Genomic DNA, 22,195 nt, shown 5'->3' with positions numbered 1-22,195 from the left:
CAAAGGCAAACTGAAATCTGATCGAAACCGGTTCTAGTCCCACAACGTAACGCTTACTGGTTACGCTTGCCGATCCGAAAATGGTGCCTGTACTCCTCCAGGCTCTCTCCAGGCTCTCTCCCAGGCTGAGCCCTTCTCCCAGGCCGATGCCTGTCCCTCTCGAAATTTTTGTAAGGAGGCAAAGAGGCGCATGGCAGAGGTTAAACTTTTTGTCGACGGCCGGGAGATCACCGTCGAAGAAGGCAGGACCGTCCTCGAGGCGGCCCTGGAAAACGGAATCTACATCCCCCACCTCTGCCATCACCCCGACCTGAAGCCCACGGGCAGATGTCGGGTTTGTGTTGTCGAGGCTAACGGGGTGCTCGTGCTCTCGTGCCGAGCTCCGGTCGTCGGGGGGATGGTGGTGAGGTCAGGCAGCGCCCGGGTGGATGAGGTGCGCCGCCGGGCGGTGGAGCGCATGGTGGTAAACCACCATGACGACTGCCTGGCCTGCGCCAAGAACAATCACTGCAAGCTGCAAGAGGTGGTCCGCTATATAGGGGTTGACCGGGAGCGGCTGAAGGGATTGAAGGCCAGGGAGCGGCAGCCGGTGGACGAGGCCCATCCCTTCGTGATCAGGGACTATAACAAGTGCGTTCGCTGCAGTATCTGCGTGCGCACCTGCAACGAGCTAACCTGCATGGAAGCGATCGATTTCTCTTTCCGCGGGTTTGCCACCAGGACCAGCACTCTTGAGGACGAACCGCTGCCGGAATCGAAATGCACGTCGTGCGGGGAGTGCGTGGTGCGCTGCCCGGTGGGCGCCCTGCTGCCCCGCAACGGGGCGCAACTGGCTTATGAAGTGAAGACCGTCTGCGGCTACTGCGGCTGCGGCTGCGGGATATATCTCGGCGTGCGCGACGGCAGGGTTGCCGGGGTGCGCGGCGACCGGCAGAGCCCCGTCAACCGGGGCGAGCTCTGCGTTAAAGGGCGCTTCGGCTATGCCTTCATTAACCATCCCGACCGCCTGGTGGCGCCGCTGATCAAGCGCAACGGCCGGTTTGAAGAGGCTTCCTGGGACGAGGCGCTTGAGCTGGTAGCCGGCGGCTTCCGTGAGGTGCGGGAAAAATACGGGCCTGAGTCGCTGGGGGGGTTAAGCTCGGCGCGGGTTACCAATGAGGACAATTACCTTTTCCAGAAGCTGCTGCGCTCCTTGGGGAGCAACAGCGTTGACCATTGCGCGCGCCTCTGACATGCCCCGACGGTGGTCGGTCTGGCCACTACCACAGGCAGCGGGGCGATGACCAACCCGATCGGCGATATCGAGGGCTGCCACGCTATTCTGGTGGCCGGCGCCAACCCGACCGCCAATCACCCGATCGTCGACTACCGCATACGGCGGGCCGTAAAGAGGGGCGCCCGGCTGATCGTCATTGATCCCCGCCGCACCCCGCTGGCTGAAATAGCCGATGTCCACCTGCAGCTCAAACCGGGGACAGACGTGGCCCTGCTTAACGGGATGATCGCGGTCATTTTGGGCGAAGGGCTGGAGGACAGGGATTTTATCGCCCGGCGGACAAACGGCTTTGAGCAGTTGAAGGAGTTCATCATGGAGCGGTACAGCCTTGACTCCGCGGCCGCGATCGCGGGGGTGCCGGCGGCCGACATAGCGCGGGCGGCCCGCCTCTATGCCACCGCCCCTGCCGCCGCCATTTTTTACTGCATGGGCGTAACGCAGCACACCTGCGGCACGGAAAACGTGCTGGCTTTGACCAACCTGGCGATGGCTACCGGCAATTTCGGCAAGCCCAACGCCGGTGTCAACCCGCTGCGCGGCCAGAATAATGTCCAGGGGGCCTGTGATATGGGCTGCCTGCCCAATGTCCTGCCCGGCTACCAGCCACTGCACAGCGATGGGACCACTTACTGGCAGCGGCTGGCGGGTGAAGAGGCGGCGGGAGCAAAAGCGGAGCTGGTCACCGCTCTGGAGTTTGATTTTTGCGGCGCTCACCCCCAGGCTGTGCCGGCCGCTATGGTCAGCGACCATATCCGGGCCAAGTTTTCGCAGGCCTGGGGGGTGGAACTCTCCGATATCCCGGGGAGGACGATCAACGACATGTTTCATCCTAACCCCGGCCGGCGGTGCAAGGCCTTGTACATTATGGGAGAGAACCCGCTGCTCACTTCTCCGGACCTGCGGCATGTGCGGGAAGCGCTTGAAGCGCTGGATTTTTTGGTTGTGCAGGATATCTTTCTCACCGAGACGGCCCGGCTCGCCGATGTCGTCCTGCCGGCGGCCTCTTTCGCCGAGAAAGAAGGCACCTTTATCAACACGGAGCGGCGAGTGCAGCGGGTGCGCCGTGCTGTTCAGCCCGTGGGGCAAAGCAAGCCGGACTGGGAGATCATCCAGGCGCTGGCGGAAAAGCTGGGTCTTCCCTGGAGGCATTCTTCTCCGAAAGAGATATGGGAGGAGGTGCGCCGGCTCTCACCCCACTATTTTGGCGGGATGAGCTACGAGCGCCTCGAGGAGCGGGGGCTGCAGTGGCCCTGCCCCACGGAGGATCATCCCGGCACGGCCATCATGCACCGCCGGTCATGGCGAGGCGAAGAAGACAAATTTGCCCGCGGCGCCGGCTTGTTTTCGACCGTCGATTACCGCCCCCTGGCCACGGAGAAGCCCGATCGCGATTATCCTTTTGTTTTAGTCACGGCCCGCAAGCTGTATCACTATCACACCAGGAGCATGACGGCCAGGGTCGGGGGCCTGAACGAGCTGCTCAGTGAGGAGCGGGTGCAGATCAACCCCCAGGACGCCGGCAAGTTGGGGGTAGGCGCCGGGGACACGGTCAGGGTCAGCTCGGCGCGCGGCTCAATTGAGACGCGCGTGGAGATTACCGCGCAGGTGCCTGAGGGCGTGGTATCGTTGAGCTTCCACTTCGCCGATGCGCCGGCCAATGTGCTGACCAACCCGGCGGTATGCAGCATGTCCGTGGCCTCCGCGCTGAAAGCGTGCGCCGTTAACATTGAGAAGAAAGTGGGTGGTCCAAAATGAGCGAGGCCCGGGGAGATGACTACCGTTGGCTGGTCGGCCCGGAACCGGTTTCACGGGCGGCCCATCCGGAGAAGGGGAAGGCCCTGGTTGAAGGCGAGCCGGTCCCGGTGGCGGATGCTTTAAACAAGATTGTGGAGAAGGTCAGCCGGGCCAAAAAGCCGGTGATGGTCGTCCCCGCCCGCCTGGTTCTCTGGTCCTGGGAAGACGGCCTCCCGGGGAGGGCTAAAGCGATCAGGGAGTTGGCCGCGGCCATGGGGGCGGAAATCCGCCCGATCTATGATCTGCGTCCCCCCTATCCGATGGCCAGGACGGCGTGCGAGATCAATCCCTACCACGGCGACCTGGTTATCGCTCACGAAAAATATGACGTCGCTGTTTTTTACGGGGTGGAGTGCCTGTATGCTGACGTGGCCTTAAAGATTATTGATCAGGGCACCAAGTGCTATACGATCGCCCTCTGCGGAAAGATGGGCCATGTTGACGCTTCCATTACCCTGCGCGATACCGGGATAGACCGGCTCCATCAACTGGCGGAGATGTTCCGCACCGCCACCTACCGCTGCCCGGCACCACCGCCCGGCCCAGGCAACCCCGGCCCCACCGGCTGCGGGTCCACCAGCACCGTCTTCTCATGCGCATAAACCACAAACCCTGGCCGCGCGCCCTTGGGTTTTTGCACGTGTTTGCGCAGGGTGTAGTCCACCGGCACCTTTTTCCCCTGGCGGGACTTGCTGAAGTAGGCCGCCCACCCGGCCGCCTCCAGAAGGGCCGCGTCGTTCACCGCCCGCCCGCCGGTGCGGATGATCACGTGCGCCCCGGGGATGCTCTTGGCGTGCAGCCAGAGGTCGTCGGGACGCCCGAGCTTGAAGGTGACCAACTCGTTCTGGCGGTTGTTCCGGCCCACGTACACCACCGTCCCGTCCGACGTCACCAGCTCCAGCGGCCGCGGTTCGGCCGCCTTCTTGGGCCGCCGCGCCGCCGCCTTCTCCCGCAAATACCCCGCGCCCGCCAGCTCCTCGCGCACCTCGTCCAGGTCCGCGGGGGTCTCGGCCAGGGCAACCGCCGTCTCCAGGGCGTCCAGGTAGGCGGCTTCGGCCTCCAGCTCGGCCAGCTCCGCCCGGGCCCGCTCGGCGCCCTTCCTTAGCTTGTTATAGCGCTTGAAGTAAACTTGCGCGTTCTGGGCCGGGGAGAGCCGCGGGTCCAGGGCGATCTCCACCGGCTGCCCGGTGTGGAAGTCCTCCAGCACCACCCGCTCCGCCCGCTCCGGGTTCCTGTCCATCCGGTAGAGGTTCGCGGTCAGCACCTCGCCCAGCCGGCGCAGTCCCTCGGCCTTCGCCCCGTCGGCGGCCGTCCCGTGGCAGCCCTCCAGGCGCTTTTCCAGGCGCTTTCTCGCCCGGGACACCGCCCCCAAAAGGCCCTCGCGCAGGCCCTTCACCCGCTCGCCGCCCGCCCGCGCCCGGGACACCCGGTCCACCAGGGCGTTCATTGACTCGCCCTCGGTCCGGCTCTCCCGGTGCCCGACCCGAAAGGCGGCGAAGTCGGCCGCTGCGCCCCCGGGGCCCAAAAGTACCGTCGGCTCGAAAAGCCCCTCCTCGGTCTGCGCGAAAAGGCGGGCGTACGCCTCCCAAAGGGCGAAGAGCTCATGTTCCCCGCAGTAGTTCAGGGTCAGCGCGGCATCCAGCCCGCTCCGGTGCACCACCTCGCGGGCCGTCAGGGGGCTCAAACCCTCAAACCGCCGCTGCAGCGCCTCCCAGACCGGCAGGTGTACCGGCAGCTCCAAAAGCAACTCTCCGAACGTCTCGGGCGAAAGCCCCAGGGGGGAGGCCTTCTCCCGGGGCGGGGCCAGGTACGGCGTGCCCGGCAGCACCTCCCGGTAGCGGCTCACCGCGTGGGTGTAGCGTTTGGCGGCGTCCAAGATCAGGCCGGTCTCGGCGTCCACCAGCACCAGGTTGCTGTGCCGGCCCATGATCTCGGCGATCAAAAGCTTCTTGCTGTCCCGCCCCAGCTCGTCCCGCGACAGGACGGCGAGCATCAGCACCCGCTCGAAGCCGGGCTGGACGAACGCCTCCACCCGCCCGCCCTCCAGGTGTTTGCGGCACACGCTGCAGAAAAGCGGGGGCGAGAGGGGGTTTTCCAGCCGCTCCCCGGTCAGGTGCACCCGCGCCTGCTGCGGGTGGGCGGACAGAAGCAGGTGGTAAGTCGTGCCCGGGGTGCGGAACTGCAGCACCAGGGTCAGCTTCTCCGGCTGCTGCACCCGCTGGATCCGGCTGCCGGCCAGTTTCTCCTCCAGCTCGCGGCGCACCGCCGCGAGCACCAGCCCGTCGTAAGGCATCCTAGCAAAGGCCCCCTGCATTTCCGAATTCGTTCCACCCAGTATACCACAATCCCGCCGTTTATCCGGTCGCTCGCACTTCCGCTTATCGCGAGGCAACCCTAAAACGGAAAGAGAACACAAAGGGTAAACGGGCACACTTGTAGAAAATACCCATAAAGAGGTCGCACAGAACAAAACTTTCCAAGGGCGGGGAGCGCACGTGGGCAAAGTGGACGAGTACCGGAACCGCCTGAAGTCCCTCGCGGACTGGAAGCCGTTTTTGCTGGCGGAGTCCGGCCTGCCGGGGAAACGGGCGAGCCTGGAGCTCCTTGAGGCGGTGGCCGCCGAGGGCACCAAAGCGCTCTTTCTGGAATTGGCCGCGTACACCCCCGAAAAGGCGCCCGCCGACTCGCCCCACGAGTTCCTCGCCGCGTGCGGGGTGGCCGGACTCGGGAAGCTGATTGGTTGGGGCGACACCGACCTTCTGCCCGAATTGCGCCGCCACGCCCCCGACCCCCGCTGGCGGGTCCGGGGGGCCGTGGCAAAAGCCCTCCAGTACATCGGCGACGCCGACATGGACTTATTGCTCCGGGAGATGGACGCCTGGAGCCGGGGCAGCCTCTACGAACAGAGGGCCGCCGCCGCGGGCCTCTGCGAACCGCGCCTGCTGGCCGAGAAAAAACACGCCCTGGCCGTGCTCGCCCTCCTCGACCGCATCACCGCCGGGCTCCTCACGGTGGACGATCGCACCAGCCCTGAGTTCAAGGCCTTGCTAAAAGCCCTCGGTTATTGCTGGAGCGTGGCCGTCACCGCTCTGCCCGCCCCCGGCAAAGAGATGATGGCCAAGTGGTTTTCATCCCCGGACAAGGACATACTCTGTGTAATGCGCGAGAACCTGAAAAAGCAACGGCTCACCCGCTTGGACGCCGAATGGGTCCGGGAAGCGCAGCAGCGCTTGGCTGGAGAGCAAGTATGATTTCCCGGCCAGGGTTGGCGACCTATATAAAAAAATCAAGCCGCTTATCGCCGTCGATTTACTGGTATACACTCCCGGTGAATTTGCGGAGATGAAAGAAAACAAGTCCCTTTATGAAAGTCGTTTTGCGGGAGGGGAAAGTGCTTTATGAAGCGGAGTGCTAAAGAGGAGGGCCTGCGCTGGTTGGAGCAGGCGGAGCCCACCTCACATCTTTCCGCCGTGCTTGATCGCCTCGTAGATGAACTTCCAGCCGTCGGCCGTCCGCGGGCGGTTGCCACGAAACTCGATGCTGGCCAGCATCTGAATGTCCCCCGGCGGGACGTCGTACCGCTCCTGGAACTCCCTGAGCTCGTCCGCAACGGCGCTCGCCTTCCCGGCCTCCGGAACGACCCTCCGGCCCAGGAGGTACCCGATGTCTGTGCCCAGCACCTGGGCGATGTCGAACAGGTGGTTGGCCGCAACCTTCTTAATTGAACCGGATTCGATCTGTGAGATGTAACCCTTGGTGACGCCGACCCGCTCGGCCAGTTCGGTCAGGGTGATACCTGCCTCTTCCCGGAGCCTCTTGATGCGCTGTCCAAAGTCGGTGTCCTTCGCTTCGGGCATTTCGGCTTTCCCCCCTGACACTATTATGCCCATCCGGTTTACTCTTGTAAATCATGTTCTTGGCCCTTGACAGAACGGCCAACGCAGTTTAGGATAGTAAACACAGTTAAGTTCAATTATTCAGAGCAATAGTGGAATTGACAACCAACAAGTTCCAGCAAAGAGAAAGGGTGAAAGAATGGAGGTCGCGATCGGTGAGTGCCTTGACCGCTTACACTACGGTGACCCGGTGCAGAGGGAGAACCTTACCCTGGTTCCCCTGTTCTTCAGCGTGGAAGTGCCCGTGTCGTACCTGCTCCTGGAGGAGGCTCTCGAACAGCGGGTACTGCAAATCGGGGAGGTCAGCGAGGGGGGCTCGGTCAACGAAGTCTTGGTGAGGAACAGGGCCGAGCAACCGGTTCTCATCCTCGACGGCGAGGAGCTGGTCGGGGCGAAGCAAAACCGGATGGTCAACGCCACGGTCCTGATCCCGGCCAAGAGCGAGGTCAAAGTGCCGGTGAGCTGCGTCGAGCGCGGGCGGTGGCGCTACAACGCCCCGGAGTTCCAAAAGGCGGGGGTGTTCGGGTATGCATCGCTTAGGATGCAGAAAGCGGCGCGCGTGGGCCGAAACCTGGAGGCCGGGGAGCCGTTCCTGGCCGACCAGGGTGAGATCTGGGCCGAGATCGACCGCAAGCAGCGCGCGATGGACTCGCGTTCGGACACCGACGCCATTCACGACGTGTACGCCCACTACGAAGCCAAGCTGCACGGCCTGGTGGGCGGCCTGGAACCGGGCGCCGACCAGGACGGCGTGGCCGCCTTCATCGACGGGCGGTTTGCCTGCCTGGACCTCTTCGCCTCTGCGGCAACGCTCAAGGCGGTGTGGGGCAAGCTCGTCAAAAGTTACGCCATGGACGCGCTCGAGACCGCGGGCCGGAAAGAGGCGAACGGTCAGGCGGACTTCGGCGGTGTACTGGAGCTGATCCGGGGCTGCGAGTACCGGGTCTACCCATCGGTGGGCCAGGGGACCGACATCCGCCTGCGGGGCAGGGGCGTGGTGGGGGCGTGCCTCCTGGACGAGGGCGGCCTTTTGCACCTGACGGTGTTCGGAATCAAGGGTTCGGAGAGCGAAGCGCGGATGGCCCGGCCGAGCAGGAGAAGGTTCACGCTCTAGACCAGGCAAAAACCGCCTAACACCAAAAACCGCCTAACACCTATTGATCACCGCCGATAAAGTACGATATAATGTGAGCAGTCATGCTGCAATACAGAAACGCAGCAATGTTGTCAAACGGCCGGAGGGATAAGTATGGGCGAAGTTGTAGGTAACGTATCCGTGCAGAAACGGGGTGTGGTCAGCCTGGGATTGGTCAAGGGCCGGATTCCTCTTGAGGACGGGGACGTGCTTCAGGTAATGATTGAAGACGGCAAAATCGTGCTGATACCGATGAAAATGATTCCTGCGGAACAGGCATGGTTTTGGACTGCAAAATGGCAGGAAGCGGAGAAACAAGCGCAGGCGGACCTCAAAGCCGGTAGAACAAAGGCTTTTCCCAACGTGGATGAACTGCTGGAGGATCTGGACTCGTGAGGTTCGAACGGACCGAGCGATTCAAGAGGGCTTACCTCAAACTGGACGAGCAGAAGCGCCAAGCAGTAAAAAAGGCCCTGCGGCTGATGTCCACCGACATTAACCATCCCTCACTCCGGGTCAAGAAAGTCCAGGGCACAATAGACGTTTGGGAAGCCAGAGCCTCAGCAGGCCTGCGCCTCACGTTCAGCTGGGCGGGAGACCTGATCATCCTTCGCAACTGCGGCGAACACGACAAAACCTTAAAGCACTCCTAAGCCACGCCGGCCTTCTGCTGGAATGCGGTCGAGTCGAGGCCGGCGGTTCGTGATGGACAATACTCCGGCCGCAACAAGGCTCTTAACCTTAGTGGAGGGGGTCCAAGGCAAGGCCGACCCCGTTCCCCTTGGAAGCTGCCGGACGACTTTCACGGGATATCGCGCGATGAGCGGATCGGCTGTGATCACGGGCAGGCAACTCCTCCAACTGCGATTGCGCCACAAGCATGCGGTCGAACAGGAAGGAACGGCAATGAAGCAGAAGCCTGATGAACTCTCCGGTTCCGGTCTTTCCAACCTCCGCATCGCCCGCTACCGGGTTGAACTGGAAGCGGGCGCGGATGGGTTGCTTTTGCCCCGCTACAAAGGTTCCACCTTGCGGGGCGGGTTCGGAAGCGTCTTTCGCCGGATATGCTGCGCCCAAAGGCAGGACGAATGCCACGGCTGCCTGCTTCAGGAATCCTGCCCCTTTGCCTACGTGTTCGAGACCGCTCCGCCCGCCGGCGCGCAGGCCCTGCGGAACCTGGAGAGCGTCCCGCGCCCCTTTGTCTTCGAGCCGCCCCTCGAAACCAAGCAGGAATACAAACCCGGAGAGCGGCTGTCCTTTCACCTGGTGCTTGTAGGGAAGGGCATCAAGTTCCTTCCTTATTTTATCCTCAGCCTCGATGAGCTGGGCCGCGTGGGCATCGGCAAGGGCCGGCGCCCCTATTCTCTCCGCGGGATAAACTTCGTGGGTCTGGACGGGGCGGAGAAACCCATCTTCAGCGCCTCCGACCGCACCGTGCGCGATCCGGGGACATCGTTCACCGGCGCCGAAATCATGAGCCAAACCACGGCCAACGCGGCTAATGACCGTCTGCAGATAAACTTGCTGACCATGACCCGGCTCAAACACCACGACCGGTTCGTGACCGCGCTTCCGTTTCACGTCCTGCTCCGCGGACTGCTGCGCCGGATTTCATCGCTGATGTACTTCCACCAGGAAGAGGAACTGGACGTTGACTTTGCGGGCCTTATCGGGCGCGCCGAGCGAGTCCGCACCCTGTCTGAGGACACGCGCTGGGTTGACTGGGACCGGTATTCCGGCCGCCATGACGCCCGCATCACCCTGGGCGGCCTGGTCGGCAAGGTGACCTACACCGGAGATGCGGCCGAATTCCGGCCCCTGCTCAAAATCGGCGAATACGTGCACGTCGGCAAGGGCGCCGTTTTCGGCATGGGCAAATTTCGGATCGAGGGCGCGGAATGACAATGTTTACCGCATGCTGCAGGGCACCCGTCCCCAAGGCGGCAGCCCACGCCCGCCAACCAATGCAGATCACTTGCCGAAATCCAGGCGTCTTTTAAGGCGAAAGTGAGACCCCGCCAGTATTTGGCGGGGCCGGCGCTTATTATGAGAGTATGGACTTGACGACCATTAGCGGCCGGGGCGCTGGTCGCGACGGGAGTTTTGTGTAATAATCAGGATTCGGAAGGGATAATTGGTGATCGCGTCGAAACTGGATACAAAGGTTATTAATGGTACCAAGGTACCAGGTGATGACAAGATGGGCAAAGACCCGGAAAGGGCCTTCGGGAACCGTAATCGCGCGGCTCTGGGGCGTATTTACCGTATCGACGCCCTGGTGCGCGCCCGCACGTTTCCCAGCGTGGCCCGGTTGGTCAAGGAATTGGAGACCAGCCGGCGCACCGTCGAGCGCGAACTGGAGTACCTGCGCGACCACCTGAACGCCCCCCTGGAGTACGACCGGACGCGGGGCGGCTACCATTACGCGCGCGACTTTCAACTGCCGCCTTTCACCCTGTCCGAAGGCGAAGTACTCGCCCTGTTTCTAGGGACCAAACTCCTTTCGCAGTACCGGGGAACGCCGTACGAAAAACTGATCGCGGACGCCTTCGAGAAAATTTGCCTGGCGCTGCCCGAAACGGTCTCCCTGGATTTCTCCCTGGTGAACCAGACCATCTCCTTCGCCGTGGAGCGGCCCCGGGGCGACGAGCAGCACTTGCTGCACCTGCAGGAACTGCTGGGCCGGGCCCTGCGCGAGCGGTGCACCGTGGAACTGGACTACTACTCCGCCAGCCGCGACGCCGACACCTCCCGCCGGGTCGACCCCTACCACCTGCGCCACCACCAGGGAGCCTGGTATCTTATCGCCCACTGCCACCTGCGGCGCGAGGTGCGCATGTTCGCTCTCGACCGGATAACGAACCTCCGGCTGACCGCTGTGCGCTTCACTCCCGATCCGGATTTCGACATCAGCGCCTACCTGGGGGACAGCCTCGCCCTCGAACGCGGCGGGGAACTGGAAGAGGTCCGCATCCGCTTCGACTCCCTCCAGGCCCGGTACATCCGCGAGCGCCAATGGCATCCCAGCCAGGAAATCGAAGAACACGCAGACGGCGCGCTCATCCTCACCCTGCGGGTGCGCGGTCTGGGCGAGGTCAAACGGTGGGTGATGAGCTTTGGCTCCCGGGCCGAGGTTTTGGCCCCTCGTTGGTTGCGGGAAGCAATAATTGGCGACATTAAGAAAACGAACAACATATACGGTTAGATGGTGATAGTCCCCTATTAAGCGGGTGATTGAAAATCATCTCTACACTGAAGTTGTTTCAGTTCCCTTATGATAGGGACAACTCGCCCCTGTGTTGGTTATATTTGGAGTAAACATAAAACTTATATTTCGTTGTCATTCTATGATGAGCAGTAGCATATCTAGTAAATGATCTAAAAACTCCAGTTAGGAAAAGGAGTGACAGCGATGACCTTTACGGTTTTGCTATTACTCAGCACGGCTTTGGTGTTGCTTACGGTGGCATTACTTCGTGCTCAGTAGTTTTGTACAAATAAGTCGTATGCGGACTGCAGTGGAAGTATGCCTGGGGGACAGGGGTGGAATGGCTATGAATAATCAGAAACTGAATCAACTGTTCCAGACACTTATGGACAGGCCGGACGTATGTCTGTATCCCTATCAGGAGAAGGCCAGTATGGCCCTGCTTTCGGCTCACAATGTGATTCTTCGAGCACCTACAGGAGCTGGGAAGACATGGGCGGCACTTCTGCCTTTCCTGTACGCGAAAAGAACTGGCATTCAATTTGTAGACCGTGTTCTGTACGCTCTACCCCTGCGCAGCTTGGCATCCCAGCTTCACGCATCAACAATGGACGCTTGTCATAAGGCTGGATGGGCAGTGGAAAGGGCTTATGACGTTACCAACACGGGAGGGGCTGGGACTAAGAAACTCTTTGTCACTATCCAAACGGGCGAACGGCAGGAAGATTCCTTCTTCCGAGGCGATATTATCTTTACAACAATAGACCAGCTATTGTCTTCATACATACTCGATCCCGTTTCGCTACCGGGCCGGCTGGCCAACATAAATACCGGGGCGCTATTGGGCAGCCTGTTGGTTTTCGATGAGTTCCACCTCCTGGAACCGGACAAGTCGATGGGTACGGCTATTGAAATGCTTGATCGGCTCCGTCCGTATTGCCGTTTCGTGCTTATGACGGCGACGTTATCGGACATAGCAGTACAGTGGCTGAGGGAACGGTTTGGTGCTCAGGTTATCGAGCTTACGATAGATGAAATCCAGTTCATTGAAGGTTTTAAGCGAACCCCTACCAGGCGCAAGTGGATTTGGTCTGAAGATCCCTTGTTGGCAAAGACGATCATTTCAGAGCACCGTCAACGTAGTCTGGTTATTCTTAACTCTGTCGGCCGCGCTCAAGAAATCTACAGGGAACTGGTCAGGCTTAAACCGAAAGGGACCGATGTGTGTCTACTGCATTCAAGGTTTTTCTCGGATGATCGTTTGCCTAAGGAACGCCAAGTCATTTTACGATTGGGGAAAGACAACCAGTTTAGTAGTGAGGACTTCATTCTGGTGAGCACGCAGGTAGTGGAAGCCGGAATGGACTTTTCGGTTGACGTGTTACACACCGAATTGGCGCCCATGAACAGTCTAGTACAACGAGCTGGGCGTTGTGTGCGCTACGGCGGGGAAGGTCTGGTAAAAGTCTATCCGGTCGTGAGCGTAGCCCCTTACGGTAGCAAGGTTGTAGACAAAACCGCAGATGTCCTCTGCAGGATTTCTGAGAAAGTGCTCCTGGCTCAAGATGAAGAGGAAGCAGTCAACGCCGTTCACGGTTCTTTCGAGCGTGATGAACTACGCGAGTATGATAATCTGTATCACCGTAGAATCTTGGTAGCCGAGGCAATGGACGGTCTCCGTCCGGGGGCAAGACAGGAATTGATCAGGGACGTTAATACCATAAACGTTCTACTGGTAAGTGAACCTGAGAATGTTCGGTTTGACATTCCTAGCCAATGGCCGGAAATGCTGTCGGTGCCTTATGGTACATTGCGTGGATTTGCAAGCAAGACAGAGGCTGGGCCGGACGATTGGGTGGTCGCGGTGCCAGTAGAGTCCGACGAAAAGGCGGAGAGTGAGCACGGCCTTCGATTCCGTTGGGAGAGACTTGCATCCGCCCAGGCCGGACTGCCCTGGATGGTCGTGATTAACCCCCGGTATGCTCGTTATTCACCGGAAGAAGGCTTGGTGCTTGGTGATAGCGGTCAGGAAGTACCGGTTAGTTACCGATCAAGGCAGGTTCAGGCAAAGTACCATTATCGTTGTGAGACCTACCTGGACCATGCAAGGCTGGTTTTGAACCAGCTTGAGGGAATCTTGGGCCGGGATGTATGCACTCATCGCTTTCTAGCTGAAGGCCTTGGGGTGCCAACGAAGACAATTGTGCAGGCACTGCGCCTTGGCACAGTCCTTCACGATGTAGGCAAACTCAGCGTCGGTTGGCAGAATACCGCCCGGAAGTGGCAGGAGCACAAGACACCAGGACGGGCACCAAAGGAACCTCTTGCTCACACGGACTTTGATCCGAAAACTGACTGGGATGTACGGCGGAATTTCCCGGATCATCCTGCCCACGCGGTGGAGGGAGCGTATGCGGTCACCGAGTGTCTATCAACATTGTTTGAAGACGCTCCAGGAGTGGCTTTATGTATCGCAACGGCCATTGCTCGGCACCACAGCGGCCATGCCCGAACGCTCAAGGACTATTCTCTAGTTTCAGGAGCGGCAGACATTGTTGGTAGATTTATTGAAGAGCTTGGATTGCCACCTCTCAAGCAGCTTCTGGACAAACCTGACAACCTGACTTGTGGTCGAGACGGTGATTTTGCCCGTAGCCTTCTGGCAGCAGCACGGGAGGATGATGCCAAATGGTTGCCCCTATACTGGTATTTGGTACGTTGTCTGCGTCTGGCTGACCAGGCAGGGACGGCGGAAGGAGGGAAAAGATGAGGTATGTGGTGCCCAAGCGGACACTGACCTATGCCGACACGCTTGAAGCGGTGGGACTCGGCAGTCTGCTTGAGGAGATTACAGGCTCGGAAGTACGTCTGATGGACCGGGGAGACCGCTATGTGCTAGAGGGGAAACAGCCTGATCCGTCGCCTGACTGGCCGTCCATCACCCCAGGCTACCCATTCATTTACTTGAAGGCAGATGGGGAGATGCCCGCTGGTCAGGTAATGGATTACGAACGTGAGCGGGAAAAGGCTAACCAGCTCAAGGAATTTCGTCAGGCCACAGGCAAGAAGCAGTTGAAACTGGTGCAGGCATTGGCGGAGCAAGGGCTATCTGAACCACCGTCACCGCTACCGGAGTACAGAATGGCATCATTTCTAGCTTCCATGCGCAAGGGATGGTCATCTGACAAGCAACTGTTCCGGTGGATTAAGGCAAATCCCGAGCCGGTTAATACGTGGGCGGCAAACAGATTGGGTGGAGATGAGGCTATAGAAACCCCCCAGAGCCTGCCGGATATTAGCAATAGTCAGGTGTTTAATCCTATTTCCGGAAAAGGCGTACATCGCCCCAAGCCGGACTCCACGACTGCGGGCAGCATTTCCTCAGAGGCAATCGATCCGTTTGCCGAATGGATGAAATTCCGCGGAGCCTATAAGTCGATGTTGCCTTACCGTAGCGGTGGGAATTTCAAGGTGTTTGTCCTCGAACCGTCCGACATTGTGGTAAGTCATCTGGTTGGCGTGTTCAAAGCATTACGTGAACTGAACTTGTGGGGGGGTATCCAGCTGGACATAGAGGCAGCACTCCGACTAACAGAAATCCTAATCCACCATTCGGACGTAATGGGTAACCAAATCCCTTTACGGAATAGACGGCCGCGAGATGTAGTGCGCGGCCTGCACCAAGCATACTTTCAAAGCCTGGGAACGGCGGCGGCGTTGATGAATTATTCCTTCGCTGCCTTACCTTCTTGGTTCGAGATCCGCAACCGGGACGACGCAAACGCTTTCATCGGCATCATCCACGAACACATTGGTGACAAGCGGCGCGACGGTGTAACCGGTTGCTTGCGGTCTTTGAACGAGGACCATTCTGGAGACGTGCCGGTGTTGCAGCAATATCGCAAGTGGTTAACAACTGGTGAGGCTGTTGATTTCCTTGACTTCTGTTACGGTTTTGCACTGCACCAGATGGAACGGCTGGGCAGGGATGAATGGGTGAAGGCAATGTCAACGGATAACCTGAACATTATTTTCGGGAGGGGGTACCAAATGCAGGACATTATCGAAAACCAGGGTTTTCAGAGTGTGGCTAGGGCTGTCAGAAACGCAACCGTGTATGCACTGTCCTTCCAGAAGCAAAGTAGGCGATCGCGAGAAGTACAGTTTGGCTTGGCCCAAAAGTGGAAGCAGAAGATTAGGGGTGGCAAAGAGGAACTTGTGGCGGCAATCTGTGACTTTGTCCATCAGTACAATTGGGAAAGCGAGAAGCTGGATGCGAGTGCCGATGGAAGCAACTCCGGTAGTAGACGGATACATCATAAGGTGAAGACCCAAGAACTTGATGAAGTAATCCGACTGGTTAACGACAAAGGTGCTGAACTGGTAGGGATGCTTCTCTTGGCCTACGGCTATGCCAGGGCTCCTAGGACGGAACAGGCTGAAACGGAATCAGAGACTAGCTAAAGGAGGACGTGCCGAAATGAAACTTCACTCTCTGGCCATATCGGGTCTGGTTACAATGAACCTTCATGCCTTGAATAACGAGGGTGCAGAAGGCAATACACTGATGACGCGTATGGTGGAAATTGTTGACGGTGAGGGTCAGTTGCACACGGTGAACGCCATTTCCGGTGACATGTTCAAACACATACAAGCTCAACACCTCTTTCACGAGGCGAAACTGTCGGGCTTGCCTCTGTGTGCCGGCTGCATGCAGTTTGATGCCAACCGCATTGCCCGGGACTCCGAGTTGGCGGAGCAAGTAGAGAAGAGCCCCGAATATGTGGAGGCAAAAGGGAACGGAAAGACTGATTCCTACAACCTTAGCCGGGTGCTGCAGGCTTGTGCGGTGGACGATTGTGAAGGAATCCTGCTTACCGGCTGGGCTGGGTCCAAGGCCTTAGCGAGAAAGTCCTGCATTGAATTCGGATGGGTGGTTGGTCGTCCGGCAAACACGCGTACGGAAATGTACATGCACGCTAAGTATGTTCCTGAGGGTCGCGGAACAGGATCGGGATCAGAACAGAATCTCGGTCAGAATATTTTTCACAGACCGGCCTCAAGTGGCCAGTATGCGGTAGTATTAAACGTCGATCTATATCGTGTTGGGCGGAACGACATCACCTTGTACTACGACCTGGAGAATGAAGAACGACTTAAGCGCATCCAGGCTTTGCTCAAGAGTGTGCTCTACACCTTCATTAAGCCCACAGGTGCTCATAGAAACACCCAGCATCCACATATTCTAGATTTCACCGGTGTTGTCTCCACGTCAACCAGTTCAGTGCCGGCACCGACCGTAAGCGCATTGAAGGACGACTACGAAAAAGAACTAAAGCTTATTTCCCAACACCTTAATTCTCTTTATTCAGAAAAGTACGTCGACGTTTATGGATTCATAGGTTTGGCCGATTTCAGTAAGATAATGGGCAATGTGGTGAAGACGGTAGAGCTGTGGGGGGATTAGGATGAGTGAGGCGAATCCAGGAAAAGAAGAACGGTGGCTGATCGGCAGTTATCGACCGACCAGCCTGTTTTCCTTGCGTATGACGCATGCCACGAATAAGGGCGGCAAGACACTCTTGGTTCCCACGCCTTATTCCGTGAAGCTCGCTCTCATCGATGCTTGTTTCAGAAAATACGGTGCAGTGGATGCACTATCAAAGGCCACCGCAGTCTATGAGATTGTGAAGGCCAGGCCTGTTCGGTTTCGCCCGCCGGCACACTGTATCGTACAGAATACCTTCATCAAGATCAAGCAAGAGGAGCGTGGTGCCCCAAAGGGCATTTACGGTCCCACGATAGCGTACCGAGAGTTCTGTTATTACCAAGGGGAACTGGAAGTAGCTCTGGGTATTTCGAGGTTGCCGGATGAATCCATAAAGGAACTGGCTGATCTCCTAGCACAAATAAACTATTTGGGCAAACGCGGCTCCTTCATACAGTTTTGGGGAACGCAGATCCAAGATGGTGCTCTCCCGAAAGGTTATACGTGTCCGGAGGCTCAGGCCGACATTGTTAACGGCGGCTATGGTACGACCCATTACCTGGATGACTTTGGCGATGTGCTAATCCACGAAAAGGACGGATTTGAGCGAATCAATTCATACGGCACGAAGCCATCAGCGCTAGGAAAATACCGTGTTTGTATCCCGACCTTGTTACCTTACAGATACGAATCGAGTAGTAAGCATTATACCTATTTCAGGAGAATTGAGTAATGAAAAGGGATGCTGAGAACCACCCATGAAAAACTACAATGTTGACATGCTTCGCCAAAAGGCCACCGATATTCGCCGGGCACAAAGAGTGCTTGCCGGCTACGCCGTGCTGGACAAGGAAGGATTCCTGGCTGACGACACCGTCGTCTCGTCGGCGAAGTATCAACTTATTGTGTTGGCTGAAGCAGCCCAGGCCATCTGTAACCATATTGTAGCCCGGGTAGCGGAGCGAACACCCATCGGATACGGCGACTGTTACTTGATCCTTGGAGAGCAGGGGGTAGTTTCTCCCGTTTTGGCTGAGCGGCTCGCGGATATGGCCAAGTTCCGCAACTTGGTGGTTCATCAATACGGAACAGTTGATGATGGCAGGGTGTTTGAAATAATCAGGCGCGATGTTCAAGACTTGGATCTGTTTCTTGCCGCGGTGTCTATTTTTCTTGGGGATGAACTAAAGTGATCGATGATTTAAAAAAAGCACTTAAAGCACTTACCGAGCACTTTTCCCAGCGTGAGGAAGTTCTTTTCGCTTACGTGCACGGTTCTGTCCTGGAAAGGCCGAACCCAAACGATGTCGATGTCGCCGTATACGTAAAAGAATCGCTTGTGCCCAGGGAGAGAGCATTGGACTACGAGTTGAGGCAATCGGTATTGCTGAACAGGGTGGTGGGCGGGGAGGCGGACCTCAAAGTGTTGAATTATGCTCCCGCGGCGTTTGCTTATCACGCTACGGCTGGTGTTTTGGTGTTCTGTCGTGATGAGGAAGCGCGGTACGCCTTTTTGGAGAATACCTGGCGGGAGTATTTCGACTACCTCCCGTACATCCGGCAGTACTTGCGTGATATCTTGACCCGCTGATTTACAAGGGAAGGTGGTCAAGTAGTGATCGGTGCTTCTGTTATCAGCGCGAAATATGGAATTATTTCGCACAATTTGGCTTATTTCGTCTATTTGATTGTTCCGTGATGCCAAACATGGTAGAATTCATCTCCCTACTACAATATGTGCGGGGAGGTGCGTTTTGCCTATGCATCTTGTCGTTTCGGACTACGGATGTGCGCTGGGGAAGAAGAGCGAGCGGCTGTTGGTGCGGCAAAAGGGAGAGGTGTTGAGTGAGACCCCGTTTTACGACATAAAACAGATCACCATTTCCGGGCGCGGGGTTTCCCTCTCCACGGATGTCATCCAGGAATGCCTGGAGCACGGCATTCAGATCAACTTCATCTCCTTCTCCGGCAAACCGTACGCCAAACTGGCGGCGCCGAACCTGACCGGCACGGTGCTCACGCGGCGGGAACAGTTGAAGGCCTACGACGACCGGCGGGGCGTAATTCTGGCGAAGGCTTTCGTCGAGGGGAAGCTGAAGAACCAGGTCAACGTGCTCAAGTATTTCGCCAAGTACCGGCGCGGCGCCGACACGGAAAAGTATGCCGAGATCTACCGGAAAATCGAGGGGATCGAAGAAGTCCGCAGCCGGCTGTCAACTTTGGATGCGGCACACATTGATGATCTGCGGGGACAGTTGTTCGCCATCGAAGGTCGGGGGGCGCATCATTACTGGGACGCTCTGGGGTTGCTCATCGGGGACCGGATCGAATTCCAGGGCCGGGAACGCCGCGGGGCGACCGACCCTTTCAATTCGGCGCTCAACTACGGCTACGGCATTCTGTACTCCCAGGTGGAAGGGGCGATCCTGCTGGCCGGCCTTGACTCCTTCGCCGGCTTCCTGCACACCGACCGCCCCGGCAAACCGTCCATGGTGCTGGATCTGGTGGAGGAGTTCCGGGCGGTGACCGTGGACCGGGTGGTCGTGGCGATGGTGACCAAAGGGCCTGGCATCGAAATGGAAGCGGACAAGTTGGGCGACGAAACCAGAAAGGAGCTGGGCCGGCGGGTCCTGGACCGCCTGGAGGGCGAAGAGGGCTTCGAGGGCAAGAAACACAAGCTGAGGAACATCATTCAGATGCAGGCGCGGCGGGTGGCCGGCTTTGTCCGGGGCGAGGGGAAGTACAAGCCCTTCACGGGGAGCTGGTAGCCGTGAAGACGCTCGTGTCCTACGACATCGTGGAAGACAAGATCCGGCGCAAGGTGTTCGAGGCGTGCAAGGATTACGGCCTGATAAACGTGCAGTACTCGCTTTTCTTCGGCGACATGACTCATAACCGCCGCGAAGAACTGTTCCAGCGGCTCCGGAGGATTATCGGGCGCGAGGAGGGGAAGGTGCTGATCTGCCCGGTGTGTGACAAGGACCTGCGCCTTTCGAAGGCCATAGAGGTGTCCGCGGGGATGCCTGCAGAGGCCGCGGAGGCTGTGGAGGCCGCCGCATCGTCCACCGGACGCGGCCGAAAGAAGGCGAAGGCCGGATGATGCTCAAAGTCAGTGACGTAAAGCAGTTTCTCTACTGCCCGCGGGTGGTCTACTTCACTTACGTGATGCCGGTGCACCGGAAAGTGACACGCAAGATGGAATACGGCAAGGAGGAGCATCTGGAGCTGGAAAGGCTAGAAAAGCGGCGCGGATTCCGTAGTTACGATCTGTCCTCAGGGGAGCGGCGTTATCGCACCAAGCTTTACTCCGAGCGCCTGGGCATGGAGGGTGTGCTGGACATGCACATTATGTGCGGCTCCGGCTGTTTTCCGGTGGAGTTCAAGCACACGTCCCGCCACCCGGGGCTGAATCACAAGTACCAGCTGGTCTGCTACGCGATGCTGCTCGAGGACCGGTACGGAAAACCGGTGCGGCACGGCTACCTGTACCTGATCCCGGGAAAGCGCGTCCACGTGGTGGAGATGACGCCGAACGCCCGGACGTTCGTGCGAAAAACACTAAGCCGGATCAGGCTGATGATCGCCCGCGAGAGCTTTCCCGCGGCCCCCGGGAGACCGGCGCGCTGCTTCGAGTGCGAATACCGCAACTACTGTGCGGACGTGGGCTAGTCAGTCCCTAGTCTCTAGCTTGGCTTTACAAGACTGGCTTCCGGTTGATATGGCGGCCGAAATGCTCTCGATCCGGTGCGACACCTATGATGCGGCACCTATCCAGGGTGGATTGGTTTGCCCCGTTACCAGGCGATGATGATCGCACGGGGTGCAGTGGGGTTCCCGGTGGAGGCGGTAGGGGCTGGCTTCCGTCCGTCACCAAGCGCTAGTGATCGCACGGGGTGCAATACTTATGCGGTACCTCTGGTGGATTGGATTGGAGTGGTGGTGGGGTGTACTTCCTTACCGAGGAAGAAAAGAAGCGTCTGCTCAAAGGATTGCTGCCCCGATCCCGGGAACTGGGGATCGCCGAAGAGCTGAGGGGCTGGAATTGGCCCGCGCCGCCGTTGCAGCCAGTGTACGATACAGTCCTGGCGCTGTACGAGGTGGCCAATTCCTATTGCCCGACCAACCGGGATGTGTATCTGCGGCGGGTGCGGCGGGTGTTCCCAGCTCCGAGTGCAGCCATGATCAAAGGGAGGGTACTGCACGCCGCCTTGGTCCACGTGCTGGTATCCGCCAAGAGGCTCATATACTCGGTTGGGGTTGCGCAGTACCAGACAATATTTCGTGAGTTGCAGGAATTGGGGCCGGTCGATGTCGAATCCGATCTGCAGGCGCTGACACCTGAAGACGCCGCCGACCTGAAACACAAAATGACCATCGTGACCGAGTTTGAGAAAGCGCGGATCATATCGCGCATTCAGGAGATTTTGTTCAAGCAGCCTTATATAGGCGAGGATTCACTGGCCAGCCTGGCGATTCCGGTGATTGTGGAGCAAAAGTTGGACGGTTCCTTCCTGGGCCTTAGCCCGAACCTCAGCACGGATGCGTTTACGGTTTGTGAGCCGATGATTGTGGATCTCAAGTTCGGAGAGCGGCGGGACTTTCACCGGCTGACCACCACGGGTTATGCCCTCGTCATGGAATCCCTTTATGAGTTTCCCGTCAACATCGGCTGTTTGGTTTACGCCGGTTTCCGGGGTGACCGGCTCATCATCAGCAAGGACTTGCACATCATAGATGACGAACTCCGCCAGTGGTTCATCGAGTCGAGGGACGAAAAAGCCCGGATGGTCTACGAAGAGATAGACCCCGGTCTTCCGGCGGAATGTCCTCAAGGGTGCCACTGCTACGCGGCCTGCAATGGGTAGTCTTTCGAAAATGCACTCTTAGGCATAGGCTGAGATGGTCTTCAATGATACGGTTAAGGAAACGCTCCTACGGCATTAACGCTTCGGCAACCGACTTGACGAAGAGGGGACTGAAAAAAGCTTTTCGCAAAAAAGGGGTGATTTCGTGCAGGCAAATCAGTTTCGAAAAGACAGTGCTTTTTTCTCCTTGCGCGCAGGCTGGAACCCTTGGGGTGGCTGCTTTTTTTGTTGACGCCGGGGTCTGTTTCAATGACCGACCCGACGAAAAGGGGACTGAAAGTACCGCTACTGGTTTCGGAGCAGGTTTTGGCGTCGGTTGTTTCAATGACCGACCCGACGAAAAGGGGACTGAAAGGCGAACGGTATCTGGTGTTCTGCCGCACTAGTTGGCGTTTCAATGACCGACCTGCGGATTCCGGTGAAATCGGCCGCCTGTTCCGATTTTTTCCGGCCACCCGTTCCGGAGTTTCCGGACAGGGGTCGGAGCGTAGCGACGCTGGTTGTGGATAATATATCCTGGTGTCCGGAATCAG

Annotated in this window: 20 protein-coding genes; 18 read left to right on the top strand and 2 right to left on the bottom strand. The window is 58.4% G+C overall.

What is annotated here, in order from left to right:
- The first annotated feature begins 190 nt into the window (after window positions 1-190).
- Window positions 191-3,031: a molybdopterin-dependent oxidoreductase gene (locus AB1402_08075; GenBank protein ID MEW6541553.1), complete on the top strand. Its 2,841-nt coding sequence runs from the start codon at window positions 191-193 to the stop codon at window positions 3,029-3,031.
- On the top strand, window positions 3,028-3,672 hold the full coding sequence (locus AB1402_08070) for a carbon monoxide dehydrogenase beta subunit family protein (GenBank protein ID MEW6541552.1): 645 nt from the start codon (window positions 3,028-3,030) through the stop codon (window positions 3,670-3,672). The genes AB1402_08075 and AB1402_08070 overlap by 4 nt, the downstream gene beginning before the upstream one ends.
- On the opposite strand, the gene AB1402_08065 is transcribed toward AB1402_08070, so the two are convergent.
- On the bottom strand, window positions 3,585-5,363 hold the full coding sequence (locus AB1402_08065; GenBank protein MEW6541551.1) for an NFACT RNA binding domain-containing protein: 1,779 nt from the start codon (window positions 5,361-5,363) through the stop codon (window positions 3,585-3,587). The two genes, AB1402_08070 and AB1402_08065, sit on opposite strands and share 88 nt — an antisense overlap.
- A 202-nt stretch (window positions 5,364-5,565) precedes the next feature.
- Between AB1402_08065 and AB1402_08060 the strand changes: the two genes are divergently transcribed.
- Entirely contained in the window at window positions 5,566-6,321 is a 756-nt protein-coding gene (locus tag AB1402_08060) for a hypothetical protein (GenBank protein ID MEW6541550.1), read from the top strand.
- A gap of 204 nt (window positions 6,322-6,525) precedes the next feature.
- Here the strand turns inward: AB1402_08060 and AB1402_08055 are convergent, their stop codons facing one another.
- The gene (locus AB1402_08055) at window positions 6,526-6,927 is read right to left on the bottom strand and encodes a helix-turn-helix transcriptional regulator (GenBank protein MEW6541549.1); all 402 of its coding nucleotides are present in this window, start codon (window positions 6,925-6,927) and stop codon (window positions 6,526-6,528) included.
- Between the two features lie 178 nt (window positions 6,928-7,105).
- Here AB1402_08055 and AB1402_08050 point away from each other — a divergent pair, with 178 nt between their 5' ends.
- The 15 genes from AB1402_08050 to cas4a all read left to right on the top strand — a co-directional run bounded on the left by AB1402_08050 (window position 7,106) and on the right by cas4a (window position 21,662).
- Entirely contained in the window at window positions 7,106-8,080 is a 975-nt protein-coding gene (locus AB1402_08050) for a DUF6569 family protein (GenBank protein ID MEW6541548.1), read from the top strand.
- A 135-nt stretch (window positions 8,081-8,215) separates the two neighbouring features.
- Window positions 8,216-8,497 carry an AbrB/MazE/SpoVT family DNA-binding domain-containing protein gene (locus AB1402_08045; protein ID MEW6541547.1) on the top strand — a complete coding sequence of 94 codons (282 nt, stop codon included), beginning with the start codon at window positions 8,216-8,218 and terminating at the stop codon, window positions 8,495-8,497.
- The gene (locus AB1402_08040; protein ID MEW6541546.1) at window positions 8,494-8,754 is read left to right on the top strand and encodes a hypothetical protein; all 261 of its coding nucleotides are present in this window, start codon (window positions 8,494-8,496) and stop codon (window positions 8,752-8,754) included. The genes AB1402_08045 and AB1402_08040 overlap by 4 nt, the downstream gene beginning before the upstream one ends.
- A 166-nt stretch (window positions 8,755-8,920) precedes the next feature.
- Window positions 8,921-10,003 carry a CRISPR system precrRNA processing endoribonuclease RAMP protein Cas6 gene (gene cas6, locus AB1402_08035; GenBank protein ID MEW6541545.1) on the top strand — a complete coding sequence of 361 codons (1,083 nt, stop codon included), beginning with the start codon at window positions 8,921-8,923 and terminating at the stop codon, window positions 10,001-10,003.
- A 298-nt stretch (window positions 10,004-10,301) separates the two neighbouring features.
- Window positions 10,302-11,306: a WYL domain-containing protein gene (locus AB1402_08030; GenBank protein ID MEW6541544.1), complete on the top strand. Its 1,005-nt coding sequence runs from the start codon at window positions 10,302-10,304 to the stop codon at window positions 11,304-11,306.
- A 349-nt stretch (window positions 11,307-11,655) separates the two neighbouring features.
- Window positions 11,656-14,079, top strand: coding sequence for a CRISPR-associated helicase Cas3' (gene cas3, locus AB1402_08025; GenBank protein MEW6541543.1), 2,424 nt, complete (start codon window positions 11,656-11,658; stop codon window positions 14,077-14,079).
- Complete coding sequence (locus tag AB1402_08020) at window positions 14,076-15,773, top strand: hypothetical protein (GenBank protein ID MEW6541542.1); 1,698 nt, start codon at window positions 14,076-14,078, stop codon at window positions 15,771-15,773. The genes cas3 and AB1402_08020 overlap by 4 nt, the downstream gene beginning before the upstream one ends.
- A 16-nt stretch (window positions 15,774-15,789) precedes the next feature.
- A complete protein-coding gene (locus AB1402_08015; protein MEW6541541.1) occupies window positions 15,790-16,776 on the top strand; it encodes a DevR family CRISPR-associated autoregulator in 987 nt (328 codons plus the stop codon).
- A gap of 1 nt (window position 16,777) precedes the next feature.
- Window positions 16,778-17,530, top strand: a complete 753-nt coding sequence (locus AB1402_08010; protein MEW6541540.1) for a hypothetical protein — start codon at window positions 16,778-16,780, stop codon at window positions 17,528-17,530.
- Window positions 17,531-17,555: 25 nt separating this feature from the next.
- On the top strand, window positions 17,556-17,990 hold the full coding sequence (locus tag AB1402_08005) for a DUF86 domain-containing protein (protein MEW6541539.1): 435 nt from the start codon (window positions 17,556-17,558) through the stop codon (window positions 17,988-17,990).
- Window positions 17,987-18,388 carry a nucleotidyltransferase domain-containing protein gene (locus AB1402_08000; GenBank protein MEW6541538.1) on the top strand — a complete coding sequence of 134 codons (402 nt, stop codon included), beginning with the start codon at window positions 17,987-17,989 and terminating at the stop codon, window positions 18,386-18,388. The genes AB1402_08005 and AB1402_08000 overlap by 4 nt, the downstream gene beginning before the upstream one ends.
- Window positions 18,389-18,557: 169 nt before the next feature.
- Complete coding sequence (gene cas1, locus AB1402_07995) at window positions 18,558-19,565, top strand: CRISPR-associated endonuclease Cas1 (protein MEW6541537.1); 1,008 nt, start codon at window positions 18,558-18,560, stop codon at window positions 19,563-19,565.
- 2 nt (window positions 19,566-19,567) lie between these two features.
- Window positions 19,568-19,897 (top strand): CRISPR-associated endonuclease Cas2, encoded by a 330-nt coding sequence (gene cas2, locus AB1402_07990; protein MEW6541536.1) that lies wholly within the window; start codon window positions 19,568-19,570, stop codon window positions 19,895-19,897.
- The gene (gene cas4, locus AB1402_07985; GenBank protein ID MEW6541535.1) at window positions 19,894-20,466 is read left to right on the top strand and encodes a CRISPR-associated protein Cas4; all 573 of its coding nucleotides are present in this window, start codon (window positions 19,894-19,896) and stop codon (window positions 20,464-20,466) included. The genes cas2 and cas4 overlap by 4 nt, the downstream gene beginning before the upstream one ends.
- 275 nt (window positions 20,467-20,741) lie before the next feature.
- Complete coding sequence (gene cas4a / locus AB1402_07980; protein ID MEW6541534.1) at window positions 20,742-21,662, top strand: type I-A CRISPR-associated protein Cas4/Csa1; 921 nt, start codon at window positions 20,742-20,744, stop codon at window positions 21,660-21,662.
- Window positions 21,663-22,195 lie beyond the last annotated feature (533 nt).

This window comes from Bacillota bacterium (assembly GCA_040757205.1).
Lineage (GTDB): Bacteria > Bacillota > Desulfotomaculia > Desulfotomaculales > Desulforudaceae > Desulforudis.
The sequence above is the reverse complement of the archived record's forward strand: the minus strand, read 5'-3'. Positions and strand labels throughout refer to the sequence as shown.

Bases quoted from the DNA above. Each gene is read 5' to 3' on its own strand.
- AB1402_08030 (MEW6541544.1), top strand. From the start codon at position 10,302: ATGGGCAAAGACCCGGAAAGGGCCTTCGGGAACCGTAATCGCGCGGCT.
- AB1402_08005 (MEW6541539.1), top strand. From the start codon at position 17,556: ATGAAAAACTACAATGTTGACATGCTTCGCCAAAAGGCCACCGATATT.
- AB1402_08065 (MEW6541551.1), bottom strand. From the start codon at position 5,363: ATGCCTTACGACGGGCTGGTGCTCGCGGCGGTGCGCCGCGAGCTGGAG.
- AB1402_08010 (MEW6541540.1), top strand. From the start codon at position 16,778: ATGAGTGAGGCGAATCCAGGAAAAGAAGAACGGTGGCTGATCGGCAGT.
- cas3 (MEW6541543.1), top strand. From the start codon at position 11,656: ATGAATAATCAGAAACTGAATCAACTGTTCCAGACACTTATGGACAGG.
- AB1402_08070 (MEW6541552.1), top strand. From the start codon at position 3,028: ATGAGCGAGGCCCGGGGAGATGACTACCGTTGGCTGGTCGGCCCGGAA.
- AB1402_08055 (MEW6541549.1), bottom strand. From the start codon at position 6,927: ATGCCCGAAGCGAAGGACACCGACTTTGGACAGCGCATCAAGAGGCTC.
- AB1402_08050 (MEW6541548.1), top strand. From the start codon at position 7,106: ATGGAGGTCGCGATCGGTGAGTGCCTTGACCGCTTACACTACGGTGAC.
- cas6 (MEW6541545.1), top strand. From the start codon at position 8,921: ATGAGCGGATCGGCTGTGATCACGGGCAGGCAACTCCTCCAACTGCGA.
- AB1402_08015 (MEW6541541.1), top strand. From the start codon at position 15,790: ATGAAACTTCACTCTCTGGCCATATCGGGTCTGGTTACAATGAACCTT.
- AB1402_08020 (MEW6541542.1), top strand. From the start codon at position 14,076: ATGAGGTATGTGGTGCCCAAGCGGACACTGACCTATGCCGACACGCTT.
- cas1 (MEW6541537.1), top strand. From the start codon at position 18,558: ATGCATCTTGTCGTTTCGGACTACGGATGTGCGCTGGGGAAGAAGAGC.
- AB1402_08045 (MEW6541547.1), top strand. From the start codon at position 8,216: ATGGGCGAAGTTGTAGGTAACGTATCCGTGCAGAAACGGGGTGTGGTC.
- cas4 (MEW6541535.1), top strand. From the start codon at position 19,894: ATGATGCTCAAAGTCAGTGACGTAAAGCAGTTTCTCTACTGCCCGCGG.